The sequence below is a fragment of the Hydrogenophaga sp. genome, assembly GCF_026125785.1.
Taxonomy (GTDB): Bacteria; Pseudomonadota; Gammaproteobacteria; order Burkholderiales; family Burkholderiaceae_C; genus Hydrogenophaga.
In genome coordinates this window covers 177,114-194,310 of sequence record NZ_JAHCKL010000003.1, presented here as the reverse complement: position 1 = coordinate 194,310, position 17,197 = coordinate 177,114, and the positions used below count along the sequence as shown (strand labels likewise).

Below are 17,197 nucleotides of genomic sequence, written 5' to 3'. Positions count from 1 at the left end.
GGGCACCCGATGAACGCCTCCGCCCCCGCTTCCGTGCTGGTCGTCGACGACGAACCCGACCTGCGCACCCTGTACGAACTCACGCTGCTGCGTGAGGGCCACTCGGTGGTGGCCGCCCCTGACCTCACGCAGGCACGCGAGTGGCTCGCGCAGCGGCGCTTTGACGTGCTCATCACCGACATGCGGCTGCCCGACGGCCTCGGCCTGGAATTGCTGCGCGAGATCGGCGAACAGCAGCGCAGCGAAAAGTGCATCGTCATCACCGCCTACGGGTCGGCCGAGAACGCGGTGGAAGCCCTCAAGTCCGGTGCCTTCGACTACCTCACCAAGCCAGTGGACCTCAAGCAACTGCGCAGCGCCGTCACCGCTGCGGTGCAGAGCCAGCAGCCCCGGCCGGCCCAGGGCGCCAACGGTGGCGCATCCGCCATGGCCCAGGGGCCGGGGGAGGCGGTGCGCCGCCACGGCGCCGCTGGCACTCAGGCGCTCCATCGCATCGTGGGGCGCTCACCCAGCATCCAACAGATCAAGGGCCGCATCGAGAAAGTGGCCACCAGCATGGCGCCAGTGCTCATCCTCGGTGAATCGGGCACTGGCAAGGAACTGGTGGCCCGCGCGGTGCATGAATGCAGCCACCGCGGCACCGGGCCCTTCGTCGCGGTGAACTGCGGTGCCATTCCCGAAAACCTCATCGAAGCCGAGTTCTTCGGAGCGCGCAAGGGCGCCTACACAGGTGCGACGCAGGACCGCGAAGGCTACTTCCAGGCCGCGCGCGGCGGCACCCTGTTCCTGGACGAGATCGGCGATCTGCCACTGGCCATGCAGGCCAAGCTGCTGCGTGTGATCCAGGAACGCCGCGTGCGCTCGCTCGGCGGCGTGCAGGAGGAATCGGTCGACGTGCGGCTGGTCAGCGCCACCCACCGAGACCTGGCCATGCTGGTGCAGAACGGGCTGTTCCGGCAGGACCTCTTCTACCGGCTCAACGTGATCGAGTTGCGCACGCCCGCCCTGCGCGAGCGGCGCGAGGATCTGGCCGCGCTCGTCGACGCGCTGCTGGCGCGCCTGTGCGCAGAGTCGGCGCAGAGCGTGCCCACCCTTTCTCCGCGCGCACTGGCCTGGCTGCAGGCACGTGAACTGCCGGGCAATGTGCGCGAACTCGAGAACCTGCTGCAGCGTGCACTGGCACTGAGCAACAGCGACACCCTGGAGCCGGAGGACTTTGGCGACGGTTTCGACGACGAGATCCCCACCCAGCCCGACGTGCTGCCCGAAGATCGCGACGACGAAGGTTCGTCGTTTTCCCGCCCCCCCGACGACATCCCCGTGGACCTGCAGGCCTACCTGGACGAGCAGGAGCGCCAGGTGCTGCTCAAGGCACTGCGCGAATGCGACTACAACCGCACCGCTGCGGCGGCGCGCCTGGGCCTCAACCTGCGGCAGATCCGCTACCGCATTCAGCGGCTGGGCATCGCCATGCCGACCGCCGATGACGACGCCACCTGACGCCATGCCGACCACCCGTCCGACGCAGGTCGGCTGGCAGGGCGGGTGGCTCCTCGGCGCCCGGCACCGTCTGTCACCCAACCACGGCCCGCGGCCCGAGGGCGCCCACATCGACCTCATCGTGATCCATTCCATCAGCCTGCCACCGGGCGAGTACGGCGGCCCGGAGGTGGAGCAGCTCTTCACCAACACGCTGGACTGGGATGCCCATCCGTACTTCGGACAGATCCGCGGCATGGAGGTCTCGGCCCATTTCTTCATCCGGCGCGATGGCGAACTGGTGCAGTTCGTGGATGCCGATGCACGCGCCTGGCACGCCGGCCGTTCGCACTGGCAGGGGCGCGACAACCGCAACGACGATTCCATCGGCATCGAACTCGAAGGCCTGGAGGGCGAGCACTTCGAGCCCGCGCAATACGAGACGCTGGTCAGGCTGTGCACCGAACTGGCGCGCCGGTATCCGGTGGCACAGATCGCGGGGCACGAACACATCGCACCTTCGCGCAAGCTAGACCCCGGCGCTGGATTCGACTGGACACTGCTGCGCCGAGCGCTGGGTTGGACGCATGCGTGTTTTCCCTCATCGGTGGTGGGCGACGAACGGAGTTCCGCGACGACGTGAAGGACCGCCCATGGGCAGGTTGCCCACGTGCCACGCAACGGCGCGGCATGCCACGGCAAATCGGCCCGGATGGCGCGGCCACACTGCATTCCAGACAACGGCCTCAACAACCGTCTGTGCTGTGCAGGCATGCGAACCTCCACCTGTGCCCACGGCCCGCGCATCAGCTCAGGTGGTTTTTTTCAAACACTACCGGTAGTGGCTTGAATGGCCCCTGTACACCAGATATAGTGTGCGCTGTGCATTCCGGAGCCTACCTCTATCCCTATCGGCCCCACCTGATCACCCGGCATCAGGTGACCAGCGCCGAAGCCCAAGCGCGTCACGCCTTGGTCGCGGCTCCCTGATCACACCCGACTTCCCTGACGCCGCGCACCCGGTGCAGTCATCACACAACAAATGAAAGAGGAACCATGCTGACCGCTTCTCCCATCACCCCTTCCGCACAGGCCTCCCTGAAGCCCACCGCCGGTTCGTCTGGCGCGGCTTCGTCGGCAGCGAGCAGCTCGGTTTTCGCCCACTACCAGATCATCCGCCGCAACGGCGCCGTGGTGCCCTTCGAACCGAGCAAGATCGCGGTGGCGATGATGAAAGCCTTCCTGGCCGTGCACGGCACCCAGGGAGCGGCCTCCGCCAGCGTGCGCGAAATGGTGGACGAACTCACGCAGGCCGTGACCCGTGCGCTCATGCGTTCGCGTCCTGGCGGCGGCACCTTCCATATCGAGGACGTGCAAGATCAGGTCGAGCTGGGCCTCATGCGCGGCGGCCACCACGAAGTGGCGCGTGCCTATGTCCTCTACCGCGAACGCCGCACCCAGGAACGTGCCCACCAGGCCGTGGCCGCCCAGCCTGCCGAGCCCGTGCTGCACGTGGTCGACAACGGCGAGCGCGTACCGCTGGACCTGCGCCGCCTGCAGGACATCATCGCCACCGCCTGCAGCGGTCTGGGTCAGGACGTCAAGGCCGACCCCATCGTGGCCGAGACCAAACGCAACCTGTACGACGGCGTGCCGATGGAAGAGGTCTACAAGGCCTCCATCCTGGCTGCGCGCACGCTGATCGAAAAGGACCCCGACTACACCTACGCCACCGCCCGCCTGCTGCTGCACACCATCGTCAAGGAAGTGCTGGGCCAGGAAGTGCCCGCCGCACAGATGGGCGCGCGCTACGCCGAGCATTTCCCGGCCTTCATCAAGAAGGGGGTGGACAACGAGCTGCTGGACGAGAAGCTGCTGCAGTTCGACCTGGAGCGGCTGGGCGCCGCGCTCAAGCCCGAGCGCGACCTGCAGTTCGACTACCTGGGCCTGCAGACCCTGTACGACCGCTACTTCCTGCACGTGCGCAAGACCCGCATCGAGCTGCCCCAGTCCTTCTTCATGCGCGTGGCCATGGGCCTGGCCCTCAACGAGATCGACCGTGAAGCCCGCGCCATCGAGTTCTACGAGGTGCTCTCCTCATTCGACTTCATGTCGTCCACGCCCACGCTGTTCAACAGCGGCACGCTGCGCTCGCAGCTCTCCAGCTGCTACCTGACCACGGTTCCCGACGACCTGGACGGCATCTACGAGTCCATCAAGGAGAACGCCCTGCTCTCCAAGTTCGCAGGCGGCCTGGGCAACGACTGGACGCGCGTGCGCGCCCTCGGCTCCCACATCAAGGGCACCAACGGCGAATCTCAAGGCGTCGTGCCCTTCCTCAAGGTCGTCAACGACACCGCCGTGGCGGTCAACCAGGGCGGCAAGCGCAAGGGTGCGGTCTGCACCTACCTGGAAACCTGGCACCTGGACATCGAAGAGTTCCTGGAGCTGCGCAAGAACACCGGTGACGACCGCCGCCGCACCCACGACATGAACACGGCGAACTGGATTCCCGACCTGTTCATGAAGCGCGTGCTCGAAAAAGGCGAATGGAGCCTGTTCTCCCCGTCCAACACCCCGGACCTGCACGACAAGTTCGGCACCGACTTCGAGAAAGCCTACCTGGCCTACGAAGAAAAGGCCGCACGCGGCGAGATCAAGCCCTACCGCAAGGTGTCCGCCAATGACCTGTGGCGCAAGATGCTCTCGATGCTGTTCGAGACCGGGCATCCCTGGATCACCTTCAAGGACGCCTGCAACGTGCGCAGCCCCCAGCAGCACGCTGGCGTGGTGCACTCTTCCAACCTGTGCACCGAGATCACGCTGAACACCAGCGACACCGAGACCGCGGTCTGCAACCTGGGCTCGATCAACCTGCTGCGCCATGTCCAGAACGGCCAGATCGACCACGCCAAGCTGCAGAAAACCATCGCCACCGCGATGCGCATGCTCGACAACGTGATCGACATCAACTACTACGCGGTCAAGAAGGCGCGCGATTCCAACCTGCGCCACCGCCCGGTCGGCCTGGGTGTGATGGGCTTCCAGGATGCGCTCTACGAATTGCGCATTCCCTACGCATCCAATGAAGCCGTGGAGTTCGCCGACCGATCGATGGAGGCCGTCTGCTACTACGCTTACTGGGCATCGACCGAACTCGCCAAGGAGCGCGGCCGCTACGCCAGCTACCGCGGATCGCTGTGGGACAAGGGCATCCTGCCGCCGGACACGCTGGACCTGCTGGCGCGCGAGCGCGGTGGTTATGTGGACGTCGACCGCTCCAGCAGCCTGGACTGGGATGCGCTGCGCCGCAAGATCGCTACCGATGGCATGCGCAACTCCAACTGCGTGGCCATCGCACCCACCGCCACCATCTCCAACATCATCGGCGTGGACGCGTCCATCGAGCCCTGCTTCGGCAACCTCTCGGTCAAGTCCAACCTCTCCGGTGAATTCACCGTCATCAACAGCTACTTGGTGAAAGACCTCAAGCGCCTGGGCCTCTGGGACGACGTGATGGTCATGGACCTCAAGCACTTCGACGGATCGCTGCGTCCGATCGATCGCGTGCCTCAGGAGGTGAAAGCGCTGTATGCCACCGCGTTCGAAGTGGAGCCGCTGTGGCTGGTGGAAGCCGCCGCGCGCCGCCAGAAGTGGATCGACCAGGCCCAGAGCCTGAACATCTACATGGCAGGCGCATCGGGCAAGAAGCTGGATGACACCTACAAGCTCGCTTGGCTGCGTGGCCTCAAGACCACCTACTACCTGCGCACCACCTCGGCCACGCAGATCGAGAAGTCCACTGGCCGCACGGGTCAGCTCAACTCGGTGTCATTGGATCCGACGCCAGCCAGCAGTGCCGGCGCAGCCGTGATGACAACTGCACCCGAGATGGCCATGGAGCCCGCCACCGACATCAAGTTCTGCGCGATCGACGACCCCGGCTGCGAGGCCTGCCAGTGATGCATGTGTGCGATGAGACATGCGTCGCGCTCTTCAACACGCACGCATCCGATGCAACACCGCAACAAAAATTGCGCTCATCGCACACGATCACTTTGCATTTCAAGCAGACACTTTGATAATCCGAGCATTGGACACAACTATGTTGACCTGGGACGATCACGTCACGCCCTCATCGAAGCCAGCAACCAGCCCACAGCCCTCCGGCATGTCGGGCCTGCAGCCCTCACTGTCCAGTGAGCGCACTTCTTCCACTCACGCGGCCACTCCGGTTGCCAAGACGCCTGCCGCTTCGGCATCGCCTCGCCGCATCAACGTGGCCGACAAGCGCATCATCAACGGCCAGACCGACGTCAACCAACTGGTGCCCTTCAAGTACAAGTGGGCCTGGGAGAAGTACTTGGCGACCTGCGCCAACCACTGGATGCCGCAGGAAGTGAACATGAGCCGCGACATCGCGCTCTGGAAGGACCCCAACGGCCTGACCGAAGACGAGCGCCGCATCGTCAAGCGCAACCTCGGCTTCTTCGTCACGGCCGACTCGCTCGCGGCGAACAACATCACCCTGGGCACCTACCGCCACATCACCGCACCCGAGTGCCGCCAGTTCCTGCTGCGCCAGGCCTTCGAGGAAGCGATCCACACCCACGCTTACCAGTACATCGTGGAATCGCTGGGCCTGGACGAAGGCGAGATCTTCAACGCCTACAACGAGGTGACGTCGATCCGCGACAAGGACGAGTTCCTGATTCCGTTCATCGACGCGATCATGGACCCGAACTTCAGGACCGGCTCGCCAGAGAACGACCAGACGCTGCTCAAGAGCCTGATCGTCTTCGCCTGCCTCATGGAAGGCCTGTTCTTCTATGTCGGCTTCACACAGATCCTTGCACTGGGCCGCCAGAACAAGATGACCGGTGCTGCCGAGCAATACCAGTACATCCTGCGCGACGAGTCCATGCACTGCAACTTCGGTATCGATCTGATCAATGCGATCAAGATGGAGAACCCGATGCTGTGGACCAGCGAGTTCAAAGCCGAGATCAAGGACCTGTTCCTCAAGGCCGTCGAACTCGAGTACCGCTATGCCGAGGACACCATGCCGCGCGGCGTGCTGGGCCTCAACGCCTCCATGTTCAAGGGCTATCTGCGCTACATCGCCAACCGGCGCGCCACGCAGATCGGCCTGGAGCCATTGTTTCCGAACGAAGAAAACCCGTTCCCCTGGATGAGCGAGATGATCGATCTCAAGAAGGAACGCAATTTCTTTGAAACCCGTGTGATCGAGTACCAGTCCGGCGGGGCGCTTTCCTGGGATTGACGCCACGCCAATGGGAAATGACCCTCTATTGACATGTGTTCCGTACATTCAGGACCCTGCTCCCGACGCCATGGCGCCGGCAGCGGGGTCTTGTCACAGGATTCAACACCTTGGGGCCAGCCGTGGATGCATCCACGTGGCTCCAGGGCGCTGAATCACTTCACCGGCGACAAGACCGGCTGAAGTGCTCTTTGCAACTTGATCAAGGAGAAAACAATGGCAACTGCAAAAAAAGCCCCGGCCAAGAAGGCCGCTCCGGCTAAGAAGGCTCCGGCCAAGAAACCCGCTGCGAAGAAGGCAGCTCCGGCGAAGAAGGCTCCGGCGAAGAAGGCCGCTGCCAAGAAGGCCCCGGCGAAGAAGGTCGTCGCCAAGAAGGCTCCGGCGAAGAAGGTCGTCGCCAAGAAGGCTCCGGCGAAGAAGGCCGCTGCCAAGAAGGCCCCGGCGAAGAAGGTCGTCGCCAAGAAGGCCCCGGCGAAGAAGGCCGCTGCCAAGAAGGCTCCGGCGAAGAAGGCCGTCGCCAAGAAGGCCCCGGCGAAGAAGGCTCCTGCGAAAAAGGCCGCTGCGAAGAAGGCCCCTGCGAAAAAGGCAGCCCCCGCAAAAAAAGCTGAGCCGGCCAAGAAGCCGGCAGCCCCTGCTGCGCCTGCGGCGCAAACGAAGCTCAACCCTCAGGCAGCCTGGCCGTTCCCCACGTCCAGCAAGCCCTGATACCTTCGTTGAGTTGACGTTCAAGCCCGGCGCGCAAGCGCCGGGCTTTTTCATGTCGGCAGGCGCTGTTCAGGACGCCGGTCAGAGCGTGTAGTTCTGGCCGCCCCGGCTGGCAATCTTGAGTGCGCCGATGCGGTTGCCCAATTCAGCGCAGCGCTGCAGCGCCCAACCTTGCTCCAAGCCATGCAGCAAGGCCGCGCGGAAGGCATCGCCACAACCCGTGGGATCCACCACCGCCTCCGCGGCCACGCCTGGCACGCGGACCACGGCGTGCGCACCGTCCCACACATCACACCCCTGCTCCCCCAGCGTCACGATCAGGCCGCGCACCTTGGCGGCGATCTCGTCCAGCGTGAGGCCCGTCCGGTCGCAGAGCATGCGGGCCTCGTAGTCGTTGAGCGTGACCCAATCGGCCAGCTCGATGAACTGGCGCAGTTCCTCACCGTTGAACATGGGCAGGCCCTGGCCTGGGTCGAACACGAACGGAACGCCGGCACGGTGCAACTGGCGTGCATGCGTGAGCATGGCATCGCGGCCATCGGGCGAGATGATGGCCACCGTGATGTCGCCACGCGAAGGCACCGGGTTGTCGTGCGCCATGGACATCGCGCCCGGATGGAAGGCCGTGATCTGGTTGTTGTCGCGGTCGGTCATGATCATCGCCTGCGCGGTGTAGCTTTCCGACGCCGTGCTCACATGCCGCGTGTCGACGCCGAGCGATGCCAGGCGGTCGAGGTACTCCTGGCCATCGTTGCCCAGCATGGCCAGCGGCACCGCTTGTGCACCCAGCTGGCGCAGGCCGTAGGCGATGTTGCCTGCGCAGCCACCGTATTCGCGGCGCAGCCCAGGCACGAGAAAAGAGACATTGAGGATGTGGAGCTGGCTGGGCAGGATCTGCTCGGCGAAGCGGCCCTCGAAGGTCATGATGGTGTCAAAGGCCAGCGAACCGCAGACGAGAATGGGCATGATGGAAATGGACTTCCTGTTCAGGGATAGAAAACCAGGGCGCGGTAACCGGCCATGGGTGTGGACTCGCCCAACGCAAGCGACAGGCTGAAATTCACCGTGACCGAGCCTTGGGCCGGCAGAAGCGCCGGTGCATCGGGCCACTCCTCGGGCAGGAACACGCGCCGTGCAATGACGCCGTCGCGCGTATCGGTCAGACTCAACTCGAGTGCAGGTACCGCGAGCGGGATGGAGGCCGTGTTGCGCAGCACCAGATCAAAGGCATAGAAGTTGCCCAGCTTGCGCACCAGCGCCGTGCTGTCGATCACGACAGCGTCGATGCGCCGCACCGGAGCCAACCGGCAGCCCAGCACATCACACGCTTGCTGCAGCGCCGGGCGCCACTCTGGCCGCGCGGCGGCCAACCGGTCCCGTTCATGCCAGACCCATTGCCCCGCCAGCAGCGCGGTCAACGACAACGCAATGAGCACCAGCACGGCACGCATGCCCGGCGACTGCCAGAACGCACGCCGGCGCGCCTGGCGCACAAAACCGGGTTCGGCGTGCGCGTCGTCCAACACGCTCTCGCCGAGAGGCGCCACACTGTCCGCCGCGATCGGCGCGACCTCCTGAGCCAACGGACTCTGCACGCCAACGGCGTCCGCTCCGGCTGCGCCGTCGTTGCCGATCGTATCCGCAGACGGAAGACGCCCCACGCCCTCGGCGAACCGCTGGAGGTCGGAATGGAAATCCGACACCTCGCTGTCATCGTCCACTTCATCTGCTCGATCATGGACGCCGGCCGACGCCGGAGAGGGTTCGGGAGGCAGAGGTGCTGGCGGGTCCTGCGGCAGAGCCTCCTCAGGCTCAAAGGCCACGCGGCCAGACCCTTCCATCGCAGCCCATTCGCCCGCCATCTCGGCGTCTTCCATGATGGCGGTCTCGGGCTCGTCGGGGTCGTCGTAGGCGGGCTCCTCCCGTACGGACGCAGAAGCCGGTGAGGCGGCGCTGTCGTCCGCCGCCTCACCGGGGGGCGACCAGGGCCGCAGGTACAGCGTGGCGTCAAACACATCGGCGCAATGGCCGCACCGCACCCAACCCTCGGAGATCTTCAGTTGGTCGGCCACGACCCTGAAGGTGGTTCCGCAAGCCGGGCAACGGGTGGTGAAGCTCATGCGCCGATTATTGCAGGCGGGTGGCGCGGGCCCGCGTGCGCTCAGGCCTTGCGGGCGGTCATGAGAATCCAGCCGTCTTCCTCATCGCTCACCTCCAGCACCACCCAGGGCGCATAGGCGTTGCGCAGCTCCTCAGCCTGCCGCAGCAGGATGCCGGCCAGCACGAGCTGCCCACCGGAGCGCACGTGCGAGCACAGCAGGGGAGCGAGGACACGCAGCGGCGTGGCAAGAATGTTGGCGAGCACCAGATCGTGCTCGCCTGCGGCCATGTGAGGCAGGCCAGCCTCCAGGCTCACCTGATTGGCCTCGGCATTGAGCCGCGTGGACTCCACCGCCGCGGGATCGATATCCACCGCGATGATCTGGGCGGCACCAAATTTAGCAGCGCCAATGGCCAGGATGCCCGAGCCGCAACCGTAGTCGAGCACACGCTGGCCCGAGGGCGCGTGCCGCGCGATCCAGCGCAGGCACATGCGGGTGGTCGGATGGGTACCCGTACCAAATGCCAGGCCCGGGTCCAGTCGAATCACCTGCTGCGCATCCGCGGGCGGCTCATGCCATGAGGGCACGATCCAGAACCCGGGAGTGATCGGCACAGGATCGAACTGCGACTGTGTCAGGCGGACCCAGTCCTGCTCCAGCACCGGGCGCACGCCCTGCACCGCGCAGCCTTCAAAAAAGTCCTGCAGCTTGAGAAGACCCGCTGCCTCCTGCGCAGCGGCCTGCGTGGGAAACAGGGCCACCATGCGCGAGCGCTGCCAGCCCTCCTTGGGCGGCGGCATGCCGGGCTCACCGAACAAGGCCGACTCGGCGTCGGTCATCGCGTCGGCGTCTTCCACCGAAACGCTCAGTGCATCCAGGGCCACAAAGGCATCACCCACCGGGTCCACCGATGCCTCAGGCACCAGCAGCACCAGTTCAAAGAGGCAACCGCTGGGCGGCTGGGTCTCCAGGGCGGCTTCAGCGTTCACGTTGAGACAACCACTCTTCCAGGTAATGGATATTGGTGCCGCCGGCAACGAAGCTGGCGTCGACCATCAGTTCTCGGTGCAGCGGCACGTTGGTCTGGATCCCTTCGATCACGGTCTCGGCCAGGGCGGTGCGCATGCGCGCCAGCGCCTGTTCGCGGGTGTCGCCGTGCACGATGATCTTCCCGATCATGGAGTCGTAGTTGGGTGGCACGAAATAGTTGGCATAGACATGCGAATCCACCCGGACACCCGGACCGCCCGGCATGTGCCAGGTCGTGACCCGCCCCGGAGAGGGGGTGAACTTGTAGGCGTCCTCGGCATTGACGCGGCACTCGATCGCGTGGCCGCGCAACTGGATCTGGCGCTGCGTGAACGGCAACTTCTCGCCGGCCGCCACCGCGATCTGCGTCCGCACGATGTCAACGCCCGTGATCCACTCGGTCACCGGATGCTCCACCTGAACGCGGGTGTTCATCTCGATGAAATAGAACTCGCCGTTCTCGTACAGGAACTCAAACGTACCGGCCCCGCGATAACCGATCTTCTTGCAGGCGGCAGCACAGCGCTCGCCGATCTTCTCGATCAGACGACGCGGAATGCCCGGCGCCGGGGCTTCCTCGATCACCTTCTGGTGGCGGCGCTGCATGGAGCAATCCCGCTCGCCCAGGTAGACCGCGTTGCGGTGCTGGTCCGCCAGGATCTGGATCTCGATGTGGCGCGGGTTCTGGAGAAACTTCTCCATGTAAACCTCGGGATTGCCGAACGCGGCGCCAGCCTCGGCCTTGGTCGTCTGCACCGCGTGCAGCAGCGCGGCCTCGGTGTGTACCACGCGCATCCCGCGGCCTCCACCACCCCCCGCAGCCTTGATGATCACCGGGTAGCCGACCGCCTTGGCAGTGCGCTTGATGACCACCGGATCGTCGGGCAATGCGCCCTCCGAACCCGGCACGCAGGGCACGCCCGCGCGGATCATGGCCTGCTTGGCCGACACCTTGTCCCCCATGATGCGGATGGACTCGGGCGTCGGCCCGATGAAGGTGAATCCGCTTTTCTCCACGCGCTCTGCGAAGTCCGCGTTCTCGGAAAGAAAGCCATAGCCCGGGTGGATGGCCTCGGCATCGGTGACTTCCGCGGCCGAGATGATCGCCGGCATATTGAGGTAGCTCTGGGCGCTGGGCGCCGGGCCGATGCAGACCGCTTCGTCAGCCAGACGCACATACTTGGCGTCTCGATCGGCTTCGGAATACACCATCACCGCCTTGATGCCCATCTCCCGGCAGGCCCGCTGCACCCGCAGCGCGATCTCTCCCCGGTTGGCAATCAGGATTTTCTTGAACATGGGTACGGCGTCTTCCGGGTTTACTCGATCACGAACAAAGGTTGGCCGTACTCCACCGCCTGACCGTTCTCGACCAGGATCTGCGTCACGGTACCGGACTTGTCGGCCTCGATCTCGTTGAGGATCTTCATCGCTTCGACGATGCAGATGGTCTCGCCTTCCTTGACCACGGAACCCACTTCGACAAAGGCCTTGGCGCCCGGGCTCGAAGCGCGGTAGAAAGTGCCCACCATCGGCGACTTCACCGTATGGCCTGCCGGGGCCGCCGGAGCGGACGGGGCAGACGCAGGTGCCGCAGCCACCTCCACCGCCGGCACCACCGTAGGTGCCACGGGCGCCGGTGCCATGCTGTAGGTCACGGGAGCGGCTGCCACCACGGGAGCGCTTTTGACGATGCGCACCTTGCCTTCGGCTTCGGTGATCTCCAGCTCGGACACGTTCGACTCGGACACCAGATCGATCAGTGTCTTCAGTTTTCTCAAATCCATGATTTCTCCAACGAATTTCGGTCAAATTGATTTAAACGTCTGCCAATTTCGTTGAATTGCCAGTCCATCAATTCGCCGGGGTGCCGCAGTGTACACGAGGTGCCCCCCATTTTCTGTAGCCCCCGCTCCAGGCGTGGCGGCTCAAGGGCCTGGGCCGTTCCTGCGGCCTTTTCCAAAGAAGTCGGAATTTACCTCGATTTAGGGGTTGTTTGCAGCGAGATGACCAATGGCGCTGGAGCTCAAGCCAATTGGGCCCACTGCGCGAGGTCGGCGTCGGACACCTTGCCGATCTTGCGATGCAGCACCTCGCCAGAAGCGCCGAACACCACCGTGAACGGCAGGCCACCGGTGGCATTGCCCAAGCTGCGGCTGAGCTCGGTACCGCCCAATCCCGCCATGCCCACCGGGAACACCAGCGGCAGTTTCTGGAGAAAACCGCGCACCGCGCTGGGCTGGTCCACCGCCAGCCCGAGCACCTGCCAGCCTCGCGCCGCGTTGGCGCGGTGGAAGGCGTTGAGCATGGGCAACTCCTCCACACACGGGGGACACCATGTAGCCCAGAAATTCACCAGCAACGGCTTGCCGCGAAGATCTGCCATACGCAGCTTTTCGCCATTCGGGCCATCGAACTCGCCAAGCCAGAAGGCCGACTCGGCCTCCGCCAGAACTGGCTGCAACTGCAACCGGCGGTGCGAGAACCACACCCCGGCAGCGCCCGCGGCCAGAGCCACGCCGGCCGACCACAACACACGTCGCCGCAGCCCCACCGGACGCCGATCACCCTCTCCAACGACTTCGCTCATGTGGAGGCTTCCCCTTCGTTTTGCACCACCATCAGACGCCGCACGGCCGCCACGTCCCCACGCGGCTTGCGCCCCTGGGCGTCGGGCTTGAGCGCCCCACGGACATCGTCATGGGCATGCACCAGCAGGTGAACCAGCACCCACTGCTCCAGCGCCCCGCTGCGCTCGCGCAGGCTCAGCGCCGGCACAGACTCACCTCTCGCACCCTGAACTTCGCCGGGGTGGTAGTCCACGCGATGGTCCAGCAAGGCCCATTCAGGGGCCTTGGAATCGTCGCAGAACAGGTGAATGTATATGTCACTGTGGCGGGTGGCGGTGCCATGCCAGACCGCGCCGCCCAAGTGTGGGCGGAAAGCCTGCAAACGCTCCATCCACACCAGCGCCAACTCGCGCAAGGCGCGCAGTTCCCGGGGTTGGGTGTCGGCGCAGAACACCGCGATGTCATCGCGGATCGCGGACTCCAGCGTCGCATTGTCCGGCAGCGGTGTGCGTGGCGGCAGGCCGAGCTGCTTGAGCGCACGGCGCTTGGCCGCCGCGTACTCCAGGCCCTCGTCGACCACGAAGCGGGCAGCGACGGCGGCGATTTCGGCGGTGAGGTCATCCCGGCGCACAAGTTCCATTCAGGGATTGTGCCCGCTGACGCCACCCCATGCCGGCCCGTCCGCCCAAACCCGCACGGGCGCCTGCAGGAGAAGATCACCACTGCCCGGACACGTACGGCAGGGACCGTGCCGACCTTCCCTAGAATCGCCCCATGCATATTCACATTCTGGGCATCTGCGGCACGTTCATGGGCGGCCTCGCTGCCCTCGCTCGCGAAGCCGGGCACCGCGTGACCGGCTGCGACGCTGGCGTCTACCCCCCCATGAGCGACCAATTGCGCGCGCTGGGCATCGACCTCATCGAGGGCTTCAGCGCCAGCCAACTCGACCTCAAGCCCGACCTGTTCGTGGTGGGCAACGTGGTCAGCCGTGCGCGGTTGGCCAGCGGCGAGCCCAAGTTCCCGCTGATGGAAGCCATCATGGACAGCAGCGCACCCTACACCAGCGGCCCACAATGGCTGGCGGAGCATGTGCTGCAGGGCCGCCATGTGCTGGCCGTGGCCGGCACGCACGGCAAGACCACCACAACGGCCATGCTGACCTGGATCCTGGAGTCGGCCGGACACCAGCCCGGCTTCCTGATCGGCGGCGTACCCATGAACTTCGGCGTGTCGGCCCGCCTGGGCGCGACAGCCGTGGACGACGGCCGTTTTGCCACCGAGCCGTCCCAGACTCCCGCAAGCCCCGCGAAGAGAAGCGAACCCCACGCAATGGCGCGCGCGCCTTTCGTCATAGAGGCAGATGAGTACGACACCGCGTTCTTCGACAAACGCAGCAAGTTTGTCCACTACCGCCCGCGTACCGCCATCCTCAACAACCTGGAGTTCGACCACGCAGACATCTTCGATGACCTGGCTGCGATCGAACGACAGTTCCACCACCTGGTGCGCACCGTCCCTGCCAGCGGCCGCGTGGTGGTCAACGGACTCGAAGAGAGCCTGGAGCGCGTGCTGCACAAAGGCCTGTGGAGCGAAGTACGCAGTTTCGGCGCCACGGTGAGCGACTTCACCGCGCGCGGCGAGCCCCATGCCTTCGACGTGCTGCAACAAGGCGAGGTGGCAGGCCGGGTGGAATGGGACCTCACGGGCCAGCACAACCAGCTCAACGCGCTGGCGGCCATCGCGGCGGCGGAGCATGTGGGCGTGCCACCGGCACAAGCAGCAAAAGCGCTGGGCAGCTTCCAGAACGTGCGCCGCCGCATGGAAGTACGTGGCACGGTTCCGCGCGCAGGCGGCGTCATCACCGTCTACGACGACTTCGCCCACCACCCCACGGCCATACGCACCACGCTGGACGGCCTGCGTCGTCGCCTCGGCGCGGCGCCCGGCCGCATCCTGGCGGTGTTCGAACCACGCAGCAACACCATGAAGCTGGGCACGATGAAATCGCAATTGCCCTGGAGCCTGGAGAGCGCCGATCTGGCCTTCTGCCATGCGGGTGGACTGGATTGGGACGCCACCGAAGCGCTGGCTGCCATGGGCGCGCGCGCGCGCGTGGGCCGCGACATCGACGAACTCGTGCAACAAGTCAGCGCAGCGGCACGGCCTGGCGACCATATCGTCTGCATGAGCAACGGCGGCTTCGGTGGCATCCACCCGCGCCTGTTGCAGGCGTTGCAGGCTAGTAGTTGAGCGTCTGAGCCGGCACGTCCACCGACACCACCGGCTTGGCCAGCGCCGCGCTCGTGGCCCGGGCGAACACCAGTGCCCAAGGGCGGTGCGTTGCGTCGCGGAAACGTGATTCCCCGGCCGCCTGCGCCACGCACAGGATCTTGTCCGCGGTCAACACCTTGCCGGTGGCACGGATCGGGTCACAGCCCAGGAATGTGAACTGCTCGTCCAGCCAATGGCGCGCCTGGTCATGCGGCATCGGCTGGACTTCTTCCAGATCAAAGTGGTAGGTGGAAGATCCACCCCAGCTGACGGTCACTTGGCTGCGCATGGCGTGTCTCCTGGCAAGGGCCCATTGTGGACCGCAGCCCGGCGATGCGCCACCCCGTGAAACCCCGCTGGCAGCCCACTCAGCCTTTGGCGCGCCGCGCCGCGAGGACCGCGTCAGACAACAGCGCCAGCGTCTGCACCGAATCGTCCCAGCCCAGGCAGGCATCGGTGATGCTCTGGCCGTACCGGAGATCGGTCACGCTGTCCTTGCCGGGCGAGAACTTCTGGGCGCCGGCCTCGATGTGGCTTTCGATCATCACGCCGAAGATGCTGCGCGAGCCTCCTGCAATCTGGCCGGCGATGTCGCGCGCCACATCCATCTGCCTTTCATGCTGCTTGCTGCTGTTGGCGTGGCTGCAGTCGATCATCAGGCGCGGCGTGAGCTTGGCGGCTTCCAGGTCCTTGACGGCCGCGGCCACACTGACGGCGTCGTAGTTGGGCGTCTTGCCGCCACGCAGGATCACGTGGCAGTCCTTGTTGCCATTGGTCCGCACGATGGCCACCTGGCCATTCTTGTGCACCGAAAGGAAGTGGTGACCGCGCGCCGCCGCCTGGATGGCGTCGGTGGCAATCCGGATGTTGCCGTCGGTACCGTTCTTGAACCCGATGGGCGCAGACAGGCCGGAAGCGAGCTCGCGGTGCACCTGACTTTCGGTGGTGCGCGCACCGATCGCCCCCCAGGCGATCAGGTCACCAATGTACTGAGGCGAGATCACGTCCAGGAACTCGCTGCCCGCCGGCACCCCCACGCGGTTGATTTCGATCAGCAATTGCCGCGCAATGCGCAGACCTTCATCGATGCGGAAACTCTCGTCCAGGTACGGGTCGTTGATCAGGCCCTTCCAGCCGACCGTGGTACGGGGCTTCTCGAAATACACCCGCATCACGATCTCCAGCGAATCCGCGTACTGTTCGCGCAGCGGCTTGAGGCGACGCGCGTAGTCCAGCGCGGCGGCGGGGTCGTGAATGGAACACGGGCCAATCACCACCAGCAGGCGATCGTCCTGTCCCTGCAGGATGCGGTGCACGCGCCTGCGCGTCTGGCTGATCAGGGCCTCCACCGGCGTACCGCCGATGGGGAAGAAGCGAATCAGGTGTTCAGGAGGGGGTAGCACGGTGATGTCCTTGATGCGTTCGTCGTCGGTCTGACTGGTCTTGTCGACGGGACGGGCATGCCAGGCGTCGCCTTGGGCGGAAACGTTTCGTGCGTTCATCGTGGAGCTCCTGAGGGTGATGCGGGTGAAAAAGGAACGAAGGGACAAAAAAAAACCGCCGGGCTTGCAGCGCCGGCGGTTGATTCGAGATTCGGTGATGCGCCTACGGCCTCGCCTCTCGTCCGCCGGGGACAGAGAACCAAAAGTAAAAGCCGAAGAAATACGCACGCGCAGTCATGGCCGCAAATGTAGCACAGCCGCAGAAAGCCAAACGATGGGCCATCGCCTGCAATGCCTCGCAGCAGCCAGCGA

At 65.1% G+C, this 17,197-nt stretch carries 15 protein-coding genes; 6 read left to right on the top strand and 9 right to left on the bottom strand.

All coding sequences use genetic code 11. The features are described from left to right. The first annotated feature begins 9 nt into the window (after positions 1-9). From KIT53_RS04900 to KIT53_RS04880, 5 genes are all read left to right on the top strand, one after another. On the top strand, positions 10-1,500 hold the full coding sequence (locus tag KIT53_RS04900; protein ID WP_297748515.1) for a sigma-54 dependent transcriptional regulator: 1,491 nt from the start codon (positions 10-12) through the stop codon (positions 1,498-1,500). A gap of 4 nt (positions 1,501-1,504) precedes the next feature. Beyond that, entirely contained in the window at positions 1,505-2,122 is a 618-nt protein-coding gene (gene ampD / locus KIT53_RS04895) for a 1,6-anhydro-N-acetylmuramyl-L-alanine amidase AmpD (RefSeq protein WP_297748512.1), read from the top strand. Between the two features lie 413 nt (positions 2,123-2,535). Further along, entirely contained in the window at positions 2,536-5,442 is a 2,907-nt protein-coding gene (locus tag KIT53_RS04890) for a ribonucleoside-diphosphate reductase subunit alpha (protein WP_297748508.1), read from the top strand. A 142-nt stretch (positions 5,443-5,584) separates the two neighbouring features. Continuing rightward, positions 5,585-6,763, top strand: coding sequence for a ribonucleotide-diphosphate reductase subunit beta (locus tag KIT53_RS04885; protein WP_297748505.1), 1,179 nt, complete (start codon positions 5,585-5,587; stop codon positions 6,761-6,763). 216 nt (positions 6,764-6,979) lie between these two features. Then, a complete protein-coding gene (locus KIT53_RS04880) occupies positions 6,980-7,468 on the top strand; it encodes a histone H1-like DNA-binding protein (protein ID WP_297748502.1) in 489 nt (162 codons plus the stop codon). 81 nt (positions 7,469-7,549) lie between these two features. Here KIT53_RS04880 and KIT53_RS04875 read toward each other — a convergent pair whose 3' ends face one another. The 7 genes from KIT53_RS04875 to KIT53_RS04845 all read right to left on the bottom strand — a co-directional run bounded on the left by KIT53_RS04875 (position 7,550) and on the right by KIT53_RS04845 (position 13,809). Continuing rightward, positions 7,550-8,434, bottom strand: a complete 885-nt coding sequence (locus KIT53_RS04875) for a carbohydrate kinase family protein (protein WP_297748499.1) — start codon at positions 8,432-8,434, stop codon at positions 7,550-7,552. A gap of 20 nt (positions 8,435-8,454) precedes the next feature. Beyond that, entirely contained in the window at positions 8,455-9,588 is a 1,134-nt protein-coding gene (locus KIT53_RS04870) for a DUF3426 domain-containing protein (protein WP_297748496.1), read from the bottom strand. A 41-nt stretch (positions 9,589-9,629) separates the two neighbouring features. Then, entirely contained in the window at positions 9,630-10,559 is a 930-nt protein-coding gene (gene prmA, locus KIT53_RS04865) for a 50S ribosomal protein L11 methyltransferase (protein WP_297748493.1), read from the bottom strand. Further along, a complete protein-coding gene (accC, locus tag KIT53_RS04860; RefSeq protein WP_297748490.1) occupies positions 10,549-11,898 on the bottom strand; it encodes an acetyl-CoA carboxylase biotin carboxylase subunit in 1,350 nt (449 codons plus the stop codon). The genes prmA and accC overlap by 11 nt, the downstream gene beginning before the upstream one ends. 20 nt (positions 11,899-11,918) lie before the next feature. Then, positions 11,919-12,386, bottom strand: a complete 468-nt coding sequence (accB, locus tag KIT53_RS04855; RefSeq protein ID WP_297748487.1) for an acetyl-CoA carboxylase biotin carboxyl carrier protein — start codon at positions 12,384-12,386, stop codon at positions 11,919-11,921. Between the two features lie 239 nt (positions 12,387-12,625). Next, positions 12,626-13,189 (bottom strand): TlpA disulfide reductase family protein, encoded by a 564-nt coding sequence (locus KIT53_RS04850; RefSeq protein ID WP_297748484.1) that lies wholly within the window; start codon positions 13,187-13,189, stop codon positions 12,626-12,628. Then, entirely contained in the window at positions 13,186-13,809 is a 624-nt protein-coding gene (locus KIT53_RS04845; RefSeq protein ID WP_297748482.1) for a hypothetical protein, read from the bottom strand. The genes KIT53_RS04850 and KIT53_RS04845 overlap by 4 nt, the downstream gene beginning before the upstream one ends. 134 nt (positions 13,810-13,943) lie before the next feature. Between KIT53_RS04845 and mpl the strand changes: the two genes are divergently transcribed. Next, positions 13,944-15,422, top strand: a complete 1,479-nt coding sequence (gene mpl, locus KIT53_RS04840) for a UDP-N-acetylmuramate:L-alanyl-gamma-D-glutamyl-meso-diaminopimelate ligase (protein WP_297748479.1) — start codon at positions 13,944-13,946, stop codon at positions 15,420-15,422. Here mpl and KIT53_RS04835 read toward each other — a convergent pair. Beyond that, on the bottom strand, positions 15,412-15,732 hold the full coding sequence (locus KIT53_RS04835) for a hypothetical protein (RefSeq protein WP_297748477.1): 321 nt from the start codon (positions 15,730-15,732) through the stop codon (positions 15,412-15,414). The two genes, mpl and KIT53_RS04835, sit on opposite strands and share 11 nt — an antisense overlap. A 79-nt stretch (positions 15,733-15,811) precedes the next feature. Further along, the gene (locus KIT53_RS04830) at positions 15,812-16,945 is read right to left on the bottom strand and encodes a 3-deoxy-7-phosphoheptulonate synthase (RefSeq protein WP_297748474.1); all 1,134 of its coding nucleotides are present in this window, start codon (positions 16,943-16,945) and stop codon (positions 15,812-15,814) included. Between the last annotated feature and the right edge of the window lie 252 nt (positions 16,946-17,197).

What these genes read in the sequence shown, in the direction of transcription:
- KIT53_RS04830 (WP_297748474.1), bottom strand. Translation starts at nt 16,945, where the DNA reads ATGAACGCACGAAACGTTTCCGCCCAAGGCGACGCCTGGCATGCCCGT.
- KIT53_RS04850 (WP_297748484.1), bottom strand. Translation starts at nt 13,189, where the DNA reads ATGAGCGAAGTCGTTGGAGAGGGTGATCGGCGTCCGGTGGGGCTGCGG.
- mpl (WP_297748479.1), top strand. Translation starts at nt 13,944, where the DNA reads ATGCATATTCACATTCTGGGCATCTGCGGCACGTTCATGGGCGGCCTC.
- KIT53_RS04835 (WP_297748477.1), bottom strand. Translation starts at nt 15,732, where the DNA reads ATGCGCAGCCAAGTGACCGTCAGCTGGGGTGGATCTTCCACCTACCAC.
- KIT53_RS04870 (WP_297748496.1), bottom strand. Translation starts at nt 9,588, where the DNA reads ATGAGCTTCACCACCCGTTGCCCGGCTTGCGGAACCACCTTCAGGGTC.
- KIT53_RS04890 (WP_297748508.1), top strand. Translation starts at nt 2,536, where the DNA reads ATGCTGACCGCTTCTCCCATCACCCCTTCCGCACAGGCCTCCCTGAAG.
- KIT53_RS04875 (WP_297748499.1), bottom strand. Translation starts at nt 8,434, where the DNA reads ATGCCCATTCTCGTCTGCGGTTCGCTGGCCTTTGACACCATCATGACC.
- accB (WP_297748487.1), bottom strand. Translation starts at nt 12,386, where the DNA reads ATGGATTTGAGAAAACTGAAGACACTGATCGATCTGGTGTCCGAGTCG.
- KIT53_RS04845 (WP_297748482.1), bottom strand. Translation starts at nt 13,809, where the DNA reads ATGGAACTTGTGCGCCGGGATGACCTCACCGCCGAAATCGCCGCCGTC.
- KIT53_RS04880 (WP_297748502.1), top strand. Translation starts at nt 6,980, where the DNA reads ATGGCAACTGCAAAAAAAGCCCCGGCCAAGAAGGCCGCTCCGGCTAAG.
- accC (WP_297748490.1), bottom strand. Translation starts at nt 11,898, where the DNA reads ATGTTCAAGAAAATCCTGATTGCCAACCGGGGAGAGATCGCGCTGCGG.
- KIT53_RS04885 (WP_297748505.1), top strand. Translation starts at nt 5,585, where the DNA reads ATGTTGACCTGGGACGATCACGTCACGCCCTCATCGAAGCCAGCAACC.
- ampD (WP_297748512.1), top strand. Translation starts at nt 1,505, where the DNA reads ATGCCGACCACCCGTCCGACGCAGGTCGGCTGGCAGGGCGGGTGGCTC.
- KIT53_RS04900 (WP_297748515.1), top strand. Translation starts at nt 10, where the DNA reads ATGAACGCCTCCGCCCCCGCTTCCGTGCTGGTCGTCGACGACGAACCC.